The sequence below is a fragment of the Collinsella aerofaciens genome (genome assembly GCF_005844325.1).
GTDB lineage: Bacteria > Actinomycetota > Coriobacteriia > Coriobacteriales > Coriobacteriaceae > Collinsella > Collinsella aerofaciens_G.
In genome coordinates this window covers 32362-50420 of record NZ_SPFY01000016.1, presented here as the reverse complement: position 1 = coordinate 50420, position 18059 = coordinate 32362, and the positions used below count along the sequence as shown (strand labels likewise).

18 protein-coding genes are annotated in these 18059 nt (G+C 58.9%); 9 read left to right on the top strand and 9 right to left on the bottom strand.

Annotated features, from left to right (window positions below; all coding sequences use genetic code 11):
- Positions 1 to 73: 73 nt before the first annotated feature.
- The 3 genes from FGQ61_RS06380 to FGQ61_RS06370 form a co-directional block, all read right to left on the bottom strand.
- Positions 74 to 754 (bottom strand): SDR family NAD(P)-dependent oxidoreductase, encoded by a 681-nt coding sequence (locus tag FGQ61_RS06380; RefSeq protein ID WP_022093973.1) that lies wholly within the window; start codon positions 752 to 754, stop codon positions 74 to 76.
- 9 nt (positions 755 to 763) lie between these two features.
- A complete protein-coding gene (locus tag FGQ61_RS06375; protein WP_022093974.1) occupies positions 764 to 1486 on the bottom strand; it encodes a VUT family protein in 723 nt (240 codons plus the stop codon).
- A 156-nt stretch (positions 1487 to 1642) separates the two neighbouring features.
- Positions 1643 to 3256: a peptide chain release factor 3 gene (locus FGQ61_RS06370; protein ID WP_055252215.1), complete on the bottom strand. Its 1614-nt coding sequence runs from the start codon at positions 3254 to 3256 to the stop codon at positions 1643 to 1645.
- A 470-nt stretch (positions 3257 to 3726) separates the two neighbouring features.
- On the opposite strand from FGQ61_RS06370, the gene FGQ61_RS06365 reads away from it, so the two are divergent.
- The 5 genes from FGQ61_RS06365 to FGQ61_RS06345 all read left to right on the top strand — a co-directional run bounded on the left by FGQ61_RS06365 (position 3727) and on the right by FGQ61_RS06345 (position 7667).
- Positions 3727 to 4107 (top strand): GntR family transcriptional regulator, encoded by a 381-nt coding sequence (locus FGQ61_RS06365; RefSeq protein WP_138374966.1) that lies wholly within the window; start codon positions 3727 to 3729, stop codon positions 4105 to 4107.
- 23 nt (positions 4108 to 4130) lie between these two features.
- Positions 4131 to 5012 carry an ABC transporter ATP-binding protein gene (locus FGQ61_RS06360; protein ID WP_138374965.1) on the top strand — a complete coding sequence of 294 codons (882 nt, stop codon included), beginning with the start codon at positions 4131 to 4133 and terminating at the stop codon, positions 5010 to 5012.
- Positions 5009 to 5707 (top strand): ABC-2 transporter permease, encoded by a 699-nt coding sequence (locus FGQ61_RS06355; RefSeq protein ID WP_138374964.1) that lies wholly within the window; start codon positions 5009 to 5011, stop codon positions 5705 to 5707. The genes FGQ61_RS06360 and FGQ61_RS06355 overlap by 4 nt, the downstream gene beginning before the upstream one ends.
- Before the next feature lie 68 nt (positions 5708 to 5775).
- Positions 5776 to 6651 (top strand): EamA family transporter, encoded by an 876-nt coding sequence (locus FGQ61_RS06350; protein ID WP_138374963.1) that lies wholly within the window; start codon positions 5776 to 5778, stop codon positions 6649 to 6651.
- 278 nt (positions 6652 to 6929) lie between these two features.
- Positions 6930 to 7667 (top strand): SAM-dependent methyltransferase, encoded by a 738-nt coding sequence (locus tag FGQ61_RS06345; protein WP_138374962.1) that lies wholly within the window; start codon positions 6930 to 6932, stop codon positions 7665 to 7667.
- Positions 7668 to 7751: 84 nt separating this feature from the next.
- Here FGQ61_RS06345 and FGQ61_RS06340 read toward each other — a convergent pair whose 3' ends face one another.
- From FGQ61_RS06340 to FGQ61_RS06325, 4 genes are all read right to left on the bottom strand, one after another.
- On the bottom strand, positions 7752 to 8543 hold the full coding sequence (locus FGQ61_RS06340) for an EFR1 family ferrodoxin (protein ID WP_138374961.1): 792 nt from the start codon (positions 8541 to 8543) through the stop codon (positions 7752 to 7754).
- Positions 8544 to 8581: 38 nt separating this feature from the next.
- Positions 8582 to 9871, bottom strand: a complete 1290-nt coding sequence (locus FGQ61_RS06335; protein ID WP_138374960.1) for a chloride channel protein — start codon at positions 9869 to 9871, stop codon at positions 8582 to 8584.
- A gap of 125 nt (positions 9872 to 9996) precedes the next feature.
- Complete coding sequence (locus tag FGQ61_RS06330) at positions 9997 to 10530, bottom strand: LOG family protein (protein ID WP_138374959.1); 534 nt, start codon at positions 10528 to 10530, stop codon at positions 9997 to 9999.
- A 33-nt stretch (positions 10531 to 10563) separates the two neighbouring features.
- Entirely contained in the window at positions 10564 to 10989 is a 426-nt protein-coding gene (locus FGQ61_RS06325; RefSeq protein WP_138374958.1) for a potassium channel family protein, read from the bottom strand.
- A 224-nt stretch (positions 10990 to 11213) separates the two neighbouring features.
- On the opposite strand from FGQ61_RS06325, the gene FGQ61_RS06320 reads away from it, so the two are divergent.
- Both FGQ61_RS06320 and FGQ61_RS06315 read left to right on the top strand, forming a co-directional pair.
- A complete protein-coding gene (locus FGQ61_RS06320) occupies positions 11214 to 14018 on the top strand; it encodes an ATP-binding protein (protein WP_138374957.1) in 2805 nt (934 codons plus the stop codon).
- A gap of 42 nt (positions 14019 to 14060) precedes the next feature.
- Positions 14061 to 14540, top strand: a complete 480-nt coding sequence (locus FGQ61_RS06315) for a pyridoxamine 5'-phosphate oxidase family protein (RefSeq protein WP_138374956.1) — start codon at positions 14061 to 14063, stop codon at positions 14538 to 14540.
- A gap of 96 nt (positions 14541 to 14636) precedes the next feature.
- On the opposite strand, the gene FGQ61_RS06310 is transcribed toward FGQ61_RS06315, so the two are convergent.
- Positions 14637 to 15848 (bottom strand): MalY/PatB family protein, encoded by a 1212-nt coding sequence (locus FGQ61_RS06310; RefSeq protein WP_138374955.1) that lies wholly within the window; start codon positions 15846 to 15848, stop codon positions 14637 to 14639.
- A 112-nt stretch (positions 15849 to 15960) separates the two neighbouring features.
- Positions 15961 to 16698 (bottom strand): tRNA (N6-threonylcarbamoyladenosine(37)-N6)-methyltransferase TrmO, encoded by a 738-nt coding sequence (tsaA, locus tag FGQ61_RS06305; RefSeq protein ID WP_229025976.1) that lies wholly within the window; start codon positions 16696 to 16698, stop codon positions 15961 to 15963.
- A 141-nt stretch (positions 16699 to 16839) separates the two neighbouring features.
- Between tsaA and FGQ61_RS06300 the strand changes: the two genes are divergently transcribed.
- Positions 16840 to 17667 carry a TipAS antibiotic-recognition domain-containing protein gene (locus FGQ61_RS06300; protein ID WP_138374953.1) on the top strand — a complete coding sequence of 276 codons (828 nt, stop codon included), beginning with the start codon at positions 16840 to 16842 and terminating at the stop codon, positions 17665 to 17667.
- 51 nt (positions 17668 to 17718) lie between these two features.
- On the top strand, positions 17719 to 17964 hold the full coding sequence (locus FGQ61_RS06295; RefSeq protein WP_138374952.1) for a glutaredoxin family protein: 246 nt from the start codon (positions 17719 to 17721) through the stop codon (positions 17962 to 17964).
- The last annotated feature ends 95 nt before the right edge of the window (positions 17965 to 18059 follow it).

Sequence of the window (18059 nt, the reverse complement as noted above, 5' to 3'; positions counted from 1 at the left end):
AGTCCCTTGCGGCGTAGTTCTTATTTAAGCCGTCCAGGTTTTGGGGTGCAGTTCATTCCATCGGGCGCGTTTCCTATTCGGGCCAAATAAATTGTGTGCGGCCGGCCTCGCCGCCATCGATCAGCAGACTCTGCCCGGTCATAAACCGGTTGGTCACGCCCACAAAGTAGATCCACTCGGCGATCTCTTGGGCAGTGGCCCAGCGCTTAAGCGGCGTGAGCTCCATAATCTGGTTCCACAGGTGTTCGTCTTCCATCACGCAACGGTTGAGCGGCGTGATAACGCCACCCGGGTCCACACTGTTGGCGATAGCCTGCGGCGCCAGACGGTTTGCAAGGTTCTTGGTGTAGGCGATAACGCCGCCCTTGCTGGCGGCATAGTCGGGAAACTCCGATCCCGTATGCCCGCTCGCCGACCCCACATTGACCACGGATTTGATAGCCGGCGCCGGCTTGGCGGCAAGCCCCTCCCCCGCAAAGGCGTAGCGCTCGGTCACGTTGATGGTGCCATACAGGTTGGCGGCGATGTCGTCAGCCGAATCCTGCGTACCGGCAACGTTCACGATCACCTGGGGTTCAAGATCGTCTGGAAACGCGTCCGGCTTGCGAACATCAACGATCAGATGGCGGTAGCGCTCGTGTTTGATCGCCGCCGGTAGCAAATCAAAGCCCACGACCTCGTGGCCCTCGTCCAAAAATCGTTGCACGCATGCGGCTCCGATACCGCCCGAAGCACCCGTGATCAAAACCCGCATACTTGCTCCTTAGGCGGTTGCGTGGCGCTCGAGGTACTCGGAGCCCACATTCTCGCGCTCCCAGCCGCGCACGACCTTGTAGCCCACGGGGCTCAGGAAAACCTCGCACAGCAGCTCGGCAACAGCGCCGGTCAGCGAGCACATAAGGACCTGCACCCAGGTCCAACCAAAGAACGTGTGGCTCACCACAATGGCAAAGACCAAGTTGTCGATAAACTGGCCAACACCCGTGGACACATAGGAGCGGAAGGCAAAGCTCGCAAAGTTATTCTTTTTGAGCATGCGGCCGAGCGACTGGTTGAGCGTGGAGTTAACCACGGCAGAAACGAGCATTGCCAGCGAAGAGCCCAGCACCACGTACCAGGTGCCGCCGATGGTGGCGTTAAGGGCAGTGTTGACCTCGATCATGCCCGTGTCGTAGTAGGCGCCCCACATGCCGGGCGTGAGCGAGCATGCCCAAAAGCACAGACTCACGGCCAGGTTGACCAGCAGCGCGAGGATAGAGATTTTGATGGATGCCTTGGCGCCAAAGCGCTTGCAGATCATGTCCTGGCACAAAAACGAAACCCAGCTCACCACAAAGCCACAGTCGAGCGCCAGATATGGCAGGCTGATGAGCTCTTTGTTGGCCAGCAGGTTCATCATGATGACGCTCACGAAAAACAGCGAAACCGTTGCCGCGGGAATGCTCCGCAGCAGGACCTTGTAGTCCTCCATGACCTTCTTGATCATTATGTACTCCTTTGGTTTTAGGTTTAACGAGCAGGATATCGGACCCGAACTGCTCGGACGCCCCGGTCTTGAGACGACGGTGGGTATGATAGCCGCTCGCGCGGCATCAGGCAAGCAATCGGCGCGGCAGCCCCGCAGGGCCACCGCGCCGATGCGTTAAAACGCTACGTTGCCAAACTCCGACAGGATAAGGTCGGGGTTGTGGTCGGTTGCCCAATCCACGTTCCACGGGCTCGTGAACAGCAGCAGCTTACCGCCGCGCATGTCCTCGACACGCAGGGTGTCGCGCGTGAGCGAAAGGCCCGGGATATCAATAGTGTCGGGGTCGTTCTGGATCCAGCGGATATCGGTATAGGGCAACGGCTGGCGACGAACCTCAACACGGTATTCGGCCTTGAGGCGGCGCTCGAGCACCTCAAACTGCAGCACGCCGACCACGCCCACGATGACGCTTTCCATGCCGGCACCCAGTTCGCGGAAGATCTGGATAGCACCCTCTTGGGCAAGCTCCTCCATGCCCTTGACGAACTGCTTGCGCTTGAGCGTGTCGACCTGCGTAATGCGAGCGAACATCTCGGGGGCAAACGTCGGGATCTGCGGATACTGCACGTGGCGCTTGCCAGAGCACACAGTGTCGCCGATGCTAAAGATACCCGGATCGAACAGGCCCACGATATCGCCCGCGTACGCCTCGTCAACAATCGCACGGTCATCGGCCATCATCGAGGTGCCAGTAGCAAGCTTAAGCTTGCGGTTGCCCTGCACGTGGAAGGCGTCCATGCCGCGCTCGAACTTGCCCGAGCAAATGCGCACAAAGGCGATGCGGTCGCGGTGGTTCTTGTCCATGTTGGCCTGGATCTTAAACACAAAGCCGCTAAAGTCGTCGCGGCAGGGATCGACCGGCTCGCTGGTGAGCGTATCGGTATAGGCGCGCGGCGTCGGGGCCAGACGCAGGAACTCCTTGAGGAAGGGCTCCACGCCAAAGTTGGTGAGCGCCGAGCCAAAGAACGCCGGGCTCAGCTTGCCGCAGGCCACAGCATCCAAGTCGAGCTCGTCGCCAGCGCCATCGAGCAGCTCGATGTCGTCCATCAGGTTCTTATGGTTCTCCTCGCCGATGAGCTCATCCATGGCAGGGTCGCCCAGCTCGGCCTCGACCTCGGCGACCTTCTTGGTGGCGTTGGCGTGGCCGTCGCCCTCGAAGGCAATGACGCGACGGGTCTGACGATCGAACACGCCGCGGAAGTTGCGGCCGCTGCCGATCGGCCAGTTCATGGGATACGTATTGATGCCCAGGACGTTCTCGATCTCTTCCATGAGCTCAAACGGATCGCGAGCCTCGTGGTCGAGCTTGTTCACAAAGGTGAAGATGGGAATGTGGCGCAGCGTACAGACCTTAAAGAGCTTTTTGGTCTGGGCCTCGACGCCCTTGGCGCCGTCGATGACCATAACAGCAGCGTCGGCGGCCATAAGGGTACGGTAGGTATCCTCCGAGAAGTCCTGGTGGCCGGGGGTATCGAGGATGTTGACGCAGGCGCCGTTGTAGGTGAACTGCAGCACCGAGGAAGTAACGGAAATACCGCGCTCCTTCTCGATGTCCATCCAGTCCGAGACGGCATGCTTGGCCGAGCTCTTGCCCTTGACCGAGCCGGCAGTCTGGATGCTGCCGGTATAGAGCAGCAGCTTCTCGGTAAGTGTGGTCTTACCGGCGTCCGGGTGGCTGATGATCGCGAATGTGCGGCGCGACGAGATTTCATCCGACAGGCTTGCCATGCGGATCCTTTCTTGCATTGAGTGCATTACGTCGTTGTAACGCGACTATTGTAGCCGCGAAATGCTGCGACAGGGCACCTATCAGGACAAATTCATCAGTCGAGGCTTTGACTGCCGGTCGGCGGCGGCGCTCCGCAGCAGTTTGTCTCGATCTGTAACATCTGGAGCGGTTTTTGAACCTCTACCTGTTACAGATCGAGACAAACGGATGGGCCTGCCGGCAAAATCTCGAACTGTAACATCTAGCCGCCCAAAACCGCTCCAGATGTTACAAATCGAGACAAAAGGACCGGCGGACAAACAGCATCTTAATCTGTAACAACTAGCTGGGATATTCGGGGCTTGTTGTTACAGATTTAGACAAACGGTGGCCAATCATTCCGATTTTCCTCTTGCGTAACTGTGCATAGTGTATATATACTGTGCTTACCGGTTATATACACGTGTAGCCCATCAGCTAAGGAGCCGCTGTGGACATTATCCTATCCAATTCGAGCGACAAGCCTATCTACGAGCAGATATCCTCGCAGGTCAAGGCTCAAATCCTTTCGGGCGTGCTCGCCGCGGGAGCCAAACTCCCCAGCATCCGCGCACTCGCAAGCGACCTCGGCGTGAGCGTCATCACCACCAAGCGCGCCTACGCCGACCTAGAGCAGCTCGGCTTTATCTGCACCGTGCAAGGCAAAGGCTGCTTTGTCGCCAAGGGCAACCAAGAGCTCTTGCGCGAAAACCAGCTCTGCCATGTCGAAGAGCTGCTTGCACAGGCAGCGACACAGGCAGAAGCCCTGGGCGTCACGCGCGATAAGTTGCACGAGATGCTCGACCTGGTAGCCCCCGAAACCATGCAGTAGCCATCTGCAAGAAAGGCTATACCATGCAAAACTTGCTAGAACTCAAAGGTGTCTCACGCCGCGTAAGTGATCGCTTTTCGCTGCGCGATGTCACACTCACCGTAGAACCCGGTCAGATTGTCGGCTTTGTGGGCGCAAACGGCGCCGGTAAAACAACGACCATCCGCGCCGCACTCGGACTCATAAAGCTCGATGCCGGCGAGGTGTACCTGTTTGGGCAGCGCTGCAATGCCAATGCGTCCGATGAACAACAACGCCGCATGCGCTCCCGCATCGGTCTCGTACTGGACACGTGCCCCTTCCCTTCCACGCTCAAAGTGGCCGAGGTCGAGGCACTCGTAAGCCCGGCATACCCCACGTGGAGTCATGAAACGTTTGCTGGCCACATCAACCGGTTTGGCCTGGACCCCAAGGCAAAGGTCAAAGACCTCTCCCGCGGCATGGGTATGAAGCTGCAGCTCGCGTGTACGCTCAGCCACAAGGCCGAGCTGCTCATCCTGGATGAAGCCACGGCAGGTCTCGATCCCATGGCACGTGAGGAGCTGCTCGACGAGCTGCTCGCCTTTGTTGCCGACGGACAGCACGGCGTATTGTTCTCGAGCCACATTACATCCGATCTTGAACGCGCCGCCGACCGTGTCGCCTGCATCGATAGTGGCTCGATTGTGTTCGACCTGCCGCGCGAGGACATTACCGATCGCGCCGGCATTGCTCACTGTTCCCAGGCGCAAGCTGCCGAGCTTATGGCTTACGTCGAAGGCGCCCGCGCCACCCGTCACGCCTACAGCGTTGACGTACTCGTCCCCAATCGCCGCGAAACGCTCGAGGCCTTTCCCGCGATTCCCTGTGATCGGATTTCCATCGATGACTATCTGCGCCTCACGCTGAAAGGGGCATCCAAATGAAACGCGCCTTTATGTCCGAGACCGCCATCATGCGCTCGTTTCTCCCGAGCATCGCCGGCGTCGGCCTGTTCATATTCGTCGTGCTGACCCTTGCCAACGCGACGGATGGTGACTCCGGCATGAGCGCCGGCACCTGTGCAGTCAGCGCCATGTCGCCCATCATAATCATGAACTCGCTGGCTGGCTACGATAACCAAAACGGTTGGGAGCGCTATCGAGCAACGTTGCCGTTCTCGCGCAAAGACATCGTCTGCGCACGCTACCTGTGCATTATTGCCTCCTCGGCCGTCATGGCATGCGCGGCTACGCTCCTGAACATCCTCGCCCTTCCGTTCTTCGACCACATGGGCATCCCTTCGACAGGCCAGACGATCTTTGAAATCGCAACCGCCTCGGCGACGTCGATGCTCATCTCCCTCATGATGGTGTTTTTGGCACAGCCGATATTTTTCCGATTTGGACACATGGAGGCACTGCGCCTATCCGTCGGCCTGTTTGCCCTACTTGGCTGCGGCACTATGGCAATACTGAGCTCCTCCAACCCCATTAGCATCTGGCTTATGTCATTTGCCGGAGCAAATCCCGACCCCGCCGTCATCGGATGTCTGTGCGCCGGCATTGCCGTCCTGGCGTTCGTGCTATTTGCAATCAGCTGCACCGTCAGCACCAAGATCTATCGAGCACGCGACTTGTAGCCGCAAGCGGTATCATCGGACGAGCACCGTAGACCTGGCGTAGTCGTTCTTGAGGAGGCACCGCACCCGTGTCGTGGGTTGTTGCAGCGTTTGCATCGGCATTCTTTGCCGGCATCACATCTATTTTGGCCAAATGTGGCATCAAACATACCGACTCCGACATCGCGACTGCCATCCGCACCTGCATGGTGCTCATATTTGCCTGGGCAATGGCAGGTGTTTCCGGATCCGCCGGAACCATTGGCAGCATCGCGCCCAAGTCCTGGCTGTTCCTCGTTCTCTCGGGACTTGCCACCGGCGCCTCGTGGATCTGTTATTTCAAGGCGCTCAGCATCGGGAACGTCAACAAAGTCGTACCCGTCGACAAGATGAGCACCGTACTCGCCGCGCTTACCGCCATTGTTCTCTTTGGCGAGACAAGCAATCTTGCCGTAAAGCTTATCGGGACGGCCGCAATCACCCTCGGCACATTCCTGATGATTGAGAAGAGACAGTCAGCCGGCGTGGGCCAGAAGCAAGACCTGACTTGGCTCGTTTACGCCATCGGCGCCGCCGTTTTCGCGGCGCTCACATCCATCCTTGCCAAGGTTGGCATCGAGGGCGTCGAGTCCAATCTGGCAACGGCGATCCGCACCTGTGTGGTACTCGCCATGGCGTGGGCGATTGTGGCGGCCAAGGGAAAACTGGAGCAGGTCGCGTGCGTCGACCGACATGAACTCGCGTTTCTCGCAGCATCGGGCATTGCAACCGGCGCGTCATGGCTGTTCTACTACTACGCCATTGCCGCCGGGCAGGTAAGCGTCGTGGTACAGATCGACAAGCTCTCGATCCTTGTTTCGGTATTGTTCGCGCGCCTGACCTTCAACGAAAAACTCTCGCGCCGCAGCGGCATTGGCCTTGCCCTCATCGTTTTGGGCACCGCCGCACTCGCAATATGGAAGTAAGGCGCAGGGAACGCGAGTCTCGGCACGCCCGTGGCCATAATCGACTGTCCGCCAATACATGACAAATGGCATATCCCCCGCCAGCCCGTAACGTCCTACAATAGAGACGTCACGGGCCTTGGCCCAATCTCGATCATCCAAGGGGATGTCTTTTTGGTCATTGTTCTTTAGGGAACGGTCAATCGCATAGAACCATGAAGACGGCCGTCCAACGGCCGTGGTTTGTTGCGCCGTTCCGCCTCCGTCATCTGCCAATTTGCACCTGATAGGAAAGAACAATGCAATCCCAGGAATCTCAATCCTTCCCGAAAGCCACCAGCTTCGACGCGACACTCGTACGCTCTAAAATTATGGGGCCGAATCCCCTCAAGCTCTGCGAAGAGCTGCTTCGCGGCGCACGTATCCCCCGCGGCGCCCGCGTCTGCGACCTTGGGTCGGGCACCGGTATCACCAGCGCCCTGCTTGCCCGCGAATACGGGTTTGACACCTACGCCGTCGATCTGTGGAGCGACCCCGAGGAGAACCGCGCGTTCTTCGATTCACTCGGTATTCCCCGCAACACCATTCATCCTGTTAAAGCGGATGCCTCTCAGGGGCTGCCATTTGAGCATGACTTTTTTGATGCGGTCGTGAGCATCGACTCGTACAACTACTATGGGCGTGACCCGCATTATCTGGGCGGGCGCTTGCTCCCCTACGTAAAGCAAGGTGGAATGCTCTACCGGAGCATCCCTGGCATGGTCCGCGACTGCCACGACAATCTGCCCGATTGCCTGCTCAAATCTTGGACGCCTGAGCAGCTCGACTACATGCACGACATAGCCTGGTGGCGCGCCATGATCGAGCCGACCGCCGGCGTCGAGACCGTCTCGATGCAGCCCATGCTCTGCACCAACGAGGCATGGGAAGACTGGCTCGCCTGCGATAACGAGTACGCAGCGGGCGACCGCGCCGCCGTTGAAGCGGGCGCGCTTGAATACCTCAACACCATCGCAATCGTGTTGAGGAAGCTCTAAACAACAACCGCGCGAGACCGTAAACACACGGCCTCGCGCGGCTTGTTTCTTACCATGAGCTTTTAGAGAGCAGGCACGCAGCCGTTACATCCTCACGCCGGGCTTGGAATGCTTGTACTGACCGTGGGCAGCCGTGCGTTTACCGCGTGAGATGGCAAACTTGGGACAGCAGTGCAGGCAACGGAGACAGGCGGCGCACTCCGGCTTTGCCCAGACGGGAAGCCCGTCACGCATCTCAATTGCCGCCATGGGGCAGCGCTTGGCGCAGAGGCCGCAATCGATGCAGCGATCGGCATCGACGGCAAACTTGCTCGTCCGTTGCATGCGCGGCAGCCCAAACGCGTGATATGCGCACGATGCAAACAGGGGCACGCGATGGCGCATCATGTTGCCCGTACGCCGCGCCCGTACCGCTTCGACCACGGCATCAATCTGCGCCTCGGCAGCCTTGTTGATGCTCTCGACCTTTTGAGGATCTGACAGGTCGAAAACAGGCGTCCAGGTATCGGGCATCTTGACGCTCATCGCCGCGTCCAGCTCGAGCCCACGCTCGCGCAGCAAATCGCGGGCAAACTTCGCCGATTGGCCGGTCGTCGAACCGTACGTCGAGACATAGAACGTATAAGGTCGCCCGCCGTCCTTTGCGCCAGCGGCAATCGACAGGTCGGCAGTCTTTAAAAACTCTATCATTGGCGTCGGCAAGCCCCAGGCATACACCGGGGCAACAAATCCAAGCTGACAGGGCCCTCCCGCCAAGGCAAGACGAAGGGACTCGGCATCAAAGCGCTCAATCGACATGACCTTATCGCCCGTTGCCGCTGCAACACGGCGCGCCACATGCTCGCTGTTTCCCGTCGCGCTAAAGTACAGAATCATTTCTTATCCTCCGAGCATTGTGCCGCGATAAAGCCGCGCTACTTGCGCAGTGACTTGGGCAACGGAATGCCGGCGGCGATGACGGCGGCGATGATCATGCAGACGATGCCCTTGAGCGGGAAGCACATGAGCAGCAGGCCCACGACCATGACGGGCTGGCGCATGACGGCGCCCATCGTCGAGGCCGTGCAGACGGCAACGCAAAAGACCGGATCGGCGCCGGTGAGGATGGCAAGGCCGTAGCCCAGGCTTACGCCCGAGAAGATAACCGGGAAGAAGTGGCCTCCGCGCCAACCCATGTTGATGAGGGCGGGAGTCAGCATAGCCTTGACCAGACCGGTCGCGATAAGCACACCGGCGGGGATGGTCAGGTAGGTTTCCATGAGGACATCGGCCTGCGTCTCGCCGGCAAACATGGTGTAGGGCAGAACCGTTCCGCAGATGGCGAGCGCCAGGCCAGCCAGCATGGCCTTGACGACGGGGCGCTCCCCTATGGCATGGGCCAGCGCCTCGCTCGCGTGCTCCGAGACAAAGTACAGCCAACCGCAGACCGTGCCGATCAGCGACAGGGGGATAAGCCATGCGAGCTCGAGGTTGCCCACCTCGGCAGCCTCGAACCTGGGCATGCCCATGCCGCCGCCCATAAGCTGGCCGAGCAGCAGATAGGTTCCCAAACCACCCGCGATCGCGATGCCGTAGACCACAGTCTTCTGCGCCTTGGGGAGCTTAATGGTGATCTCGTCAGACGTGGAATCCTCATCGCCATCGGCGCTGCCGGCGAGCGGGGCCACAAAGCCAAAGACGGGCGCGGTAAAGAGCGCCGTCAGCGCGGCCTGGGTACCCAACAACGTGAGCTCCCTAAACTCGGCGCCAAAGCGGCGCATGCGGTCGCCGACCCAGCTGCACAGACCCGCGATAACGCCGGTCAGGCCGGCCTCCGGTCCAATACTTCCGCCAAACAGCAGCGGCAGCAATGCCGCGAGCGAAAGCTTGCCCAGATTGTCGTACGGGTAGCGCCCGTCTTGCTTGACCTTGGCCATCACCTGGTTGAGGTCGTCGGTCTTGGTGCCGGTCAGCTTTTCGTACAGACCGATGAGCAGACCGCCCAGCAGGCAGACGAAAAACGGATACGGCAAAAAGCCGAACGGGCCGCTCGCGAGCTCGGGCGAAGCGGCGCCCAACATGTGCGGGATCTCGGTCCACAGATAGTCGATGCCGTGCTCCATCGCAAAAAAGAACAGCCAGACTGCGGCACCTGCGAACGCGCCGGTCACGGCAACGCTGACCAAAAACAGCGCGCGGTTTTTAGGTTTGGCAAGCTTATCCATCGGGCCCTCCCGTAGTCAAAGTCGACAGAAATACGTCTTATTGTAGAGCGGACGTGGCCTGAACGCGCCAACCATCTGCGCTGCAAATGGCACTATTGGGTGTCGCGCGCATGCGAGCCCGTTGCCTAGCCGTCGATGATCGATGCGATCTTTTGCAGGTTGTCGGCAAAATAAATTCCCTGTTGGCGCTGCAGGCTCGATAGGCCCTTGTCGATCATATGCTCGAGCAGTGCCTTCAGGTCATTGTAGTAACCGTCCAGGTTGTACAAGATGCACGGCGCGTTGAGGTGCCCCAACGACACGGCAGACATAACCTCGGCAATCTCCTCGAGCGTACCCGTGCCACCCGGAAAGGCGATAAACGCGTCACCAAGCTCGATCATCTTCGCCTTGCGCTCGGCCATATCGCTCGTCACGATAAGGTCGTCGATGCCGTCGTGCTGGAACTCCGCCTCGATAAAAAAGCTCGGCTCCACACCCGTCACGTGGCCGCCGGCATCGAGCACGCTATCGGCAAGCGCGCCCATCAGGCCCGACCTGGATCCGCCGTACACCAGCGCGTGACCATGAGCGCCAATCCATGTGCCGAGCTCCTGCACCGCAGGCAGAAACGCCGGATCGTTGCCGACGCTCGCGCCCAGGTACACCGTGATATTCATATGCAATCCCCCTTGTTGCGCGATGCGCTAGCCCTAACGTTGCCGGCGACGGTACTCGCGCACGCGACGCGACAGGTCGGCGAGCTCGTCGCGGTCGAGCTCTTCCAAATGCTCCAAGTCGTCCATAAAGCGTGCCATGGTGTCCTTTTGGCGCAGCTTGATGAGCGTGTTGCAGTAGCTCACCGCAACACCCGTGAGCATGGCGATGTAGAAGATGCTGATGACGCTCAAGATGACGGTGATGGCGCGGGCAACCGGCGTCTCGGCCGGAATATCGCCAAAACCGATGGTCGACACGGTCTCAAAGCTAAACCAGAGCCCGTCGCCAAAGGTGAGGGTCGTGGGCTCGGACAGCCAGACGGCCGTTGAGCAGAGCAGGAAAAAGACAAGAAACACGCCCGTTATGTGGGCAAAGCCAGCCTGATGCAACACATCGGCAAGTGTCCTCAGCTTTTTCATCGCGACCCCTTCCGCGGACAATCATTCACATTTGCTCGATATTGTCCCACGCCTCCCCCGCAAACGGAACTAGTCATCGGGGACGTTCTTAAACGACTAGTCATTCAAGAACGTCCCCAATGACTAGTCGTTTAAGAACGTCCCCGATGACTATATCTGTGGGCGAACGGGGCACCTGAGCTGGTATCCTTATGCGGTAATGTCTCGATTCGTTAGGATTGCATGTGAGAACTGCCGCTGTCCTTCGTTCAACTATATATCGTGCCCTGGTCATCGTGCTTACCGCACTTACCGTGCTGGGCGGCGCCATGCCCGCCCCCGTCTATGCCGGCGACTCTGATCAGCAGGTCAAAACGGTCCGCGTTGGCTGGCTCGTCAGCAACAGGGGTTTCCAGGAAGGCACGCCGGGCGAACGCCTCTCGGGCTGGGGTTACGAATACCTCCAGACGCTTTCGTACTACACGCCCGGCTGGCAATACGAATACGTCAGTGGCACCTTCACCGAGCTCATGGACAAGCTCGAGGCGGGCGAAATCGACCTGATGCCCAACATCTCCTACTCCGAGGAACGCGCCCAAAAGTTGCTCTTTTCCTCGAATCCCGAGGGCACCGAGCGCTACTACATCTACGCCAGGCCCGATCGCGACGACCTGGCCAAGGGTGACCCCCAAGCGCTCCAAGGCCTTACCATCGGCTACAACCCCGGCGCTATGCAAACCTTCGTCGGCCAGCAGTGGCTCGCCAACGAAGGCATCACCTGTACCTATAAAGAAATCAACACCGGTGGCGCCCTCTTTGAGGCGCTTGCAGACGGCGAGGTCGACGCCGTCATCATGAACGACACCATTTCGTCGCCCGATGCCTCGCCCATGTTCTACGTAGGCTCGAGCGACTACTATTTTGCCGTTCCCAAAAGCCGCCCCGATTTGATGAATGACATCAATGCCGCCATGACGGCAATCGCCCGCGTCAACCCGCGCTATAACGACGAAGTCAAATCGAGCTACTCGGCCCAAAACAGCGGCTCATCATCGCTCACCGGCACCGAGACCTCCTGGCTCAAAGCAAACGGCAACACCATCACGATTGGCTATCTTAAAAACCAACTTCCCTACTGCACGCAAAATGACGACGGCGAGATGGAAGGGTCGCTCGCCTCGCTTGCAACGACGTTGCGCGACAAGTTTGGCATTACGGTTAAAACAGTCGCGATCTCAAATAACAAGCAAATGGTCAAAGCCCTTTCCAACGGAACTATCGATGTCGCCCTACCTCTGTTTCGCGACTACTGGCTTGCCGAACAGAAAGGGGTCGTGCAGTCAAACCCGATGGGAACGGTTTCCCTGACCGCCATTCACAGCAGCAATAACCTGAACCGCGACCTTAAGAAAATCGCTTGCACGCAGAGCGCGATCGTCAACCGTCTTGAGCTCGAGAGCCTCTTCCCCGACGCAACGATAACCGAATATCCAAATGGCGGCGAGGCGCTCAAAGCCCTCAATAAGGGGGAGGCAAGTTGCATCATTGTCCCCAGCACGCGCTTGGAAACCATCCGCGACACCTATGGCATCGAGGATTTCGAAACGCAGGAACTCACCAACACGGCGCAACTATCGTGTTTAATTTCGCGCGGCAAGCCCGAGCTGTTGGGAATTATCAATAAGGGCATCGTCAATGCCGGCGAATCGCTCTCTGCAAGCAGTTATTCCCCCACATCGTACTCGGCGCAAGAATCGGATGCGTTCCGACTTCTCTACCGCAACCGCATCGTCATTTCGGCAGTCGTCATCTGCATTTTGCTCACCGGCATCGTCATCCTTGTCTGGTCGCTTCACCGCGCGCAGAAAGAACAGCAGAAAGCCGATGCCGCCAACGCCGCTAAGACAGCATTCCTCACGCGCATGAGTCACGACATCCGCACGCCGCTCAACGGCATCCTGGGTCTTATCGAAATTGAGGAATTGAAAGACGGCGATATGCAAGTCGCCCGCGAAAGCCGCGCCAAGGCGCGTGTTGCCGCCAATCACCTGCTCTCGCTGATCAACGATATCCTCGAGATGGGCAAAATCGAAGACCGCAAGCTAACACTGGAACATGCTCCTTTTAACCTCAAAGAGCTCTGTGACGATGCGCTGGTGCTGTGCAAGCTCCGCGCGTCCGGTAACGGCATCACATTGCAGGACAATAGCCTGCCGTACGCTACGGGGCCATACATGATCGGCAGTCCCACCCATATCCGACGGATCATAATCAACTTGCTAGACAACAGCATTAAGTACAACAAGCGCGGCGGCTCCGTCACCTTTAGCTCACAGACCAAGCCACTCGATGATGGGCGCGCGCTCTTTTGCTTTAGCGTTTCGGATACCGGCATTGGCATGGCTCCCGAGTTTTTAAAGCATATCTATGAGCCGTTTGCCCAGGAAGGTGACGATGCGCGCAGCAAGTTCCAGGGAACCGGCATGGGCATGCCAATCGTCAAGTCACTTATTGACCTGATGGGCGGCACGATTGAGATTTCGAGTGAGGTTGGCGCGGGGAGTACGTTCAACGTCCAGATTCCGCTCGATATCGACAAGAACCCTCAGGCAAGGGAACGTGCGGACGGCCAGGCAAACAGCTGCTCGCTTGCCGGCATGAACGTCCTTTTGGCAGAAGATAACGAGCTCAATGCCGAGATTGCCCAGGCTCTGCTCGAAAGCGAGGGCATCGTCGTAACTCGCACCGCCGACGGCAACGAAACGGTCGACCTATACGTTGGCCGTCCCGCGGGTAGCTTCGATGCGATTCTAATGGACATCATGATGCCGGGCATGGACGGCTACGAGGCAACCCGCGCGATTCGTCTGAGCGAGAAGGCCGATGCGGCCGATATCCCCATCATCGCGCTCACCGCCAACGCCTTTGCCGAGGATGCCCAGGCGGCACACGATGCCGGCATGAACGCTCACCTGCCCAAGCCGCTCGACTTTAACAAGCTCAAAAACATGCTCGCCCGCATCAAGAAATACGGATCCGTTTCGCTATAGTTTGTGCTCAACCACCATGCACGACCAGAAAGGAAACCAACGATGTTTGGGCCCTTACGTCGAAAGAAACGCGCCATCACCGACGAGGAAGCGCGCGAGTTGCTCGCCACCTGCAAGCGCGGCGTCTTTGCCGTCAACGGCGACGATGGCTACCCGTACGCCATTCCCGTCAACTACTTCTTCGACGCCGAGCACGACAAGATTTATTTCCATGGCGCCAAGGCTGGCCACAAGGTCGACGCACTCAAGCGCGATGACAAGATCTGCTTTACCGTTTACGGCAACGAGTGGTACAAGGACGGCGACTGGGCTCCCTACGTTATGAGTACCGTTGTCTTTGGTCGTTGTCGCCTGGTAGATGAAGCGCCCGCGTTTATCGAGGACAAAGTCCGCCAGCTCGCGCTTAAGTACTACCCTTCTGCCGAAGAAGTCGAGGAAGAAATCGCCAAAGACATCAAGGGCGTCCAACTCTACGAGATTTCGATTGAGCATCTTTGCGGCAAGCAGATTCATGAAAAGTAGCGAATGCGAAAAACGCGCTCGCTACCCTCTGCGCCCCATGCGCCCACGCATTTTGACGGCGTGGGCGCATGGGGCAGCACTCGAATCGAGCGCCCCCTATACCCCAAAAACGTAGCGGTCCAGGCGCTCACACGCCTCCTTTACCCGCGAAAGGGGCAGTGCCAGATTCACGCGAATGTGGCAGGGCCCGTGGAACGGGCGGCCGTCCTGATACCCCACGCCCACACGAGCGCCCTCGTCGAGCAGCCACTGAATATCGCGGCCATGCTCGCGGCACCACGCTGTGCAGTCCAGGAACACCATGTACGTGCCCTGCGGACGCGAATAGGACACGCCCGCAAAATGCTTGTCCACGTAATTGCAGAAGTAGTCGACGTTGCCCTCGATGACCTCATTGAGCTCATCGAGCCACTCGTAGCCCTGCTGCTGGTAGGCACCGATAAGCGCATGCATGGAGATGACGTTCATCTCGTTGTAGTGGGTCTTGTTGGACACGGCGCACACGCGGTCGCGCAGCGTCTCGTTATAGATGATGTGATAGCTGCCGACCAGACCCGCCAGGTTGAACGTCTTGCTGGGCGCGTAGAGGGCAACCGTGCGCATGCGGGCATCCTCGCTCACCGACTGCGTCGGGATATGCTTGTGCCCCGGCAGGATGATATCGGACCAAATCTCGTCCGAGATCACCACGCAATCGTGCTGGCGATAGATGTCCATGGCGCGCTCGATCTCGTCGCGCTCCCATACGCGGCCGCAGGGATTGTGCGGCGAGCAGAACACCGCGGCATGGATGTGGTTTTGGGCGAGTTTGCGCTCCATGTCCTCAAAGTCCATGCGCCACACGCCCTGGTCATCGAGCTTAAGCGGGCTGTGGACAATACGATAGCCCGCGGCTTCGATGGACTTGGTAAAGCCGATGTAGGTAGGGCTGTGGACCAGCACCGCATCGCCTGGCTGGACATACGCGCGCAGCGTCGACACGACACCGCCCAGCACGCCGTTTTCGTAGCCGATATGTTCAGGGCGCAGACCCTCGACGCCATTACGGCGGCTCTGCCATTCGATGATGCGGTCGAAGTACTCGGGACGCGGATTGAAATAGCCAAACATGGGGTGCTGGACACGCTGAATGATGTGTTCCTGGACCGTGGGCACCGTGGCAAAGTTCATGTCGGCCACCCACATGGGAATGCGATCGAAGCCCTCGTCGGGTGCGTTCGGCGCCATACCGGGGATCTCGCCCCAAGAGTCAACGGCGATGGCGTCCATGCCGTGGCGGTCGATAAGCGAGCTAAAGTCGTATTTCATGCTAAGCTCCCGTGCAAAGTTGATTGTTTTGGTAGGCGTTATTGTCCACCAGCGTGGGCGGTTTTGGCGCGGGGTTTGGCGCTTAATTTGACGGGTGCGGGCGAATGGCTGGTTAGTCTCGCGCGTCGTTGACGGCGACTACGGTTAACTGGGTTTTATCGACCGAAAAAGATATGTCGAGCCCGGCGAAGGCCAGATGATAGACGCGGTTTGGCTCGTGCTTACTGCCCGCACGGCGCGGATCTTGGCGAAGGACCTCGACCAGGCCGGGGAGCTTTGCGGGCGGGACCATATCCTGCAGCGCTTGTGGAAACTCAACATCGAGCGTTTGCCACGGAGCATCCTCAATCCAACCGCCGGTCGCATCCGGGTGACAGTCGGCAAATGGAATGTAGGGCTTAATGTCGTAGATGGGCGTACCGTCGCGCAGGTCGGCCCCCAGCACATGGATGATCGGACCATCGTCGGTGAGCTCGACACGATCGAGCTTGACGCAGGTAAGACCGATGGGATTAGGGCGAAACGGACTGCGCGTGGCAAATACGCCCACGCGCTCGGCTCCACCCAGACGCGGCGGACGCACGGTTTTCGACCACTTGACGTTGGTGCCGGACCTGTCCTGCGTCTTGGCATCGGTAGCTATGTCCTTAACCGTGCCGCCGGGCGCTCCGTTTTCGAAGCGCCACAGCAGCCACAGGTGAGAGAAGGAGTCCAGACCCTCAACCGCTGCATTGGAGGCAAATTCCGGCTCAAAAACGATGCGTCCCTGCAGATGGGGCGCCAAAAAGCTGTTGCGCGGGATGCCGAACTTCTGCGGCAGGTCGGTATGTATGTGTGCGATAGGTTCCATGCCGGTCATTGTACGGCATGGGGGCATGGGGCGTTACGCGCAATTCTTCGCCGCGGTCCCCCGTCGTGCAACCAACGGTTGCTTGGAAGGGCGCCTGTCACCGCGTATGCTTAAGCCATCAACCAGCAGAAAGGAGCCGCTATGGCCTTTGCAGAAAAGCTCATCGCTGTCCGCCGCGCCCATCACCTTACCCAAGAGCAGCTCGCCGCCAAGCTCTTCGTCACACGCCAGGCCATCAGCCGTTGGGAGCGCGGCGAGGTCACACCGGGCATCGACATGATGAAGCTCATTGCCGCCGTAACCGGCGAGCCCCTGTCTCACCTGCTCGAAATGCCCGAGCACTATTGTCAGAGCTGCGGCATGATACTCACGCCCGACGACTGCGGCACCGATGCCACGGGCGCCACGACCGACCATTACTGCAAGTGGTGCTACGACCACGGCAAGTACACCTACGCCACCACCATGGAGGCGATGATCGAGGACTGTGCCCCGCGCCTGGCGCAAAACACCGGCATGTCGCTTGACGAAGCCGTCTCGCTCATGGGCGCCGTCCTGCCGCAACTGGAGCGCTGGCGCACCGTGCAGGAAAACGAGGAATGCTACGGCGCCGAGGCTCGAGCTCGCTATGGCAATGAGGCTATCGATGCAGCAAACGAAACGTTACTGGATATGGATCCTCAGACATGGAACGACATGAAGGAACTTGAACGCGCCATTTTGGGCCAGCTCTCGATTGCCATGGGCATTGGCGACCCAGAGAGCAACGAAGCTCAAAAACTGGTTACAATGCACCGTCGATGGATTGCTCTCAACTGGGGATGCGAGCCCCAAGACGAGGCGTACCTGGGCCTCGCCCACGGCTATCTTGCCGACCAGCGCTTTGTTGACTACTACGACAAGCCCTGCGGCACCGGAGCCACGGCGTTTCTGGTCCAGGCCATCGAGTCGTCGTTGACGTGCGCATAGACCGCGGCGGCTTTGGGTATTTCAATCAAAACCGCAACCGATTGGAGACCTATGACTACTGATCACGAGCTCGTGCTCTACGTTATGACCGGCTGCCCGTATTGCATAAAGGTCAAGCGCTTTTTGGCCGATAGCAGCGTGACCATTCCCGAACGCAATATCTCGACCGATACCGAAGCCGAGCAGACACTCATCGCCGTCGGCGGAAAACGCCAGGTTCCCTGCTTGTTCATCGACGGCAAGCCGCTCTACGAGTCAAGCGACATCATCGCATGGGTACAGGAAAACCTGCTCTAGTACGCACGCTCTGTCCGTCCAGGGCCCCAACCCATACGACCCAAACATGTACACCAGCATCCAAAGTCGACATTTTTCGACATCTTTGGATGCTG

What these genes read in the sequence shown, in the direction of transcription:
- tsaA (WP_229025976.1), bottom strand. Translation starts at nt 16,698, where the DNA reads ATGGAACCTATCGCACACATACATACCGACCTGCCGCAGAAGTTCGGC.
- FGQ61_RS06335 (WP_138374960.1), bottom strand. Translation starts at nt 9,871, where the DNA reads ATGGATAAGCTTGCCAAACCTAAAAACCGCGCGCTGTTTTTGGTCAGC.
- FGQ61_RS06315 (WP_138374956.1), top strand. Translation starts at nt 14,061, where the DNA reads ATGTTTGGGCCCTTACGTCGAAAGAAACGCGCCATCACCGACGAGGAA.
- FGQ61_RS06360 (WP_138374965.1), top strand. Translation starts at nt 4,131, where the DNA reads ATGCAAAACTTGCTAGAACTCAAAGGTGTCTCACGCCGCGTAAGTGAT.
- FGQ61_RS06370 (WP_055252215.1), bottom strand. Translation starts at nt 3,256, where the DNA reads ATGGCAAGCCTGTCGGATGAAATCTCGTCGCGCCGCACATTCGCGATC.
- FGQ61_RS06300 (WP_138374953.1), top strand. Translation starts at nt 16,840, where the DNA reads ATGGCCTTTGCAGAAAAGCTCATCGCTGTCCGCCGCGCCCATCACCTT.
- FGQ61_RS06330 (WP_138374959.1), bottom strand. Translation starts at nt 10,530, where the DNA reads ATGAATATCACGGTGTACCTGGGCGCGAGCGTCGGCAACGATCCGGCG.
- FGQ61_RS06380 (WP_022093973.1), bottom strand. Translation starts at nt 754, where the DNA reads ATGCGGGTTTTGATCACGGGTGCTTCGGGCGGTATCGGAGCCGCATGC.
- FGQ61_RS06375 (WP_022093974.1), bottom strand. Translation starts at nt 1,486, where the DNA reads ATGATCAAGAAGGTCATGGAGGACTACAAGGTCCTGCTGCGGAGCATT.
- FGQ61_RS06340 (WP_138374961.1), bottom strand. Translation starts at nt 8,543, where the DNA reads ATGATTCTGTACTTTAGCGCGACGGGAAACAGCGAGCATGTGGCGCGC.
- FGQ61_RS06295 (WP_138374952.1), top strand. Translation starts at nt 17,719, where the DNA reads ATGACTACTGATCACGAGCTCGTGCTCTACGTTATGACCGGCTGCCCG.
- FGQ61_RS06310 (WP_138374955.1), bottom strand. Translation starts at nt 15,848, where the DNA reads ATGAAATACGACTTTAGCTCGCTTATCGACCGCCACGGCATGGACGCC.
- FGQ61_RS06355 (WP_138374964.1), top strand. Translation starts at nt 5,009, where the DNA reads ATGAAACGCGCCTTTATGTCCGAGACCGCCATCATGCGCTCGTTTCTC.
- FGQ61_RS06345 (WP_138374962.1), top strand. Translation starts at nt 6,930, where the DNA reads ATGCAATCCCAGGAATCTCAATCCTTCCCGAAAGCCACCAGCTTCGAC.
- FGQ61_RS06325 (WP_138374958.1), bottom strand. Translation starts at nt 10,989, where the DNA reads ATGAAAAAGCTGAGGACACTTGCCGATGTGTTGCATCAGGCTGGCTTT.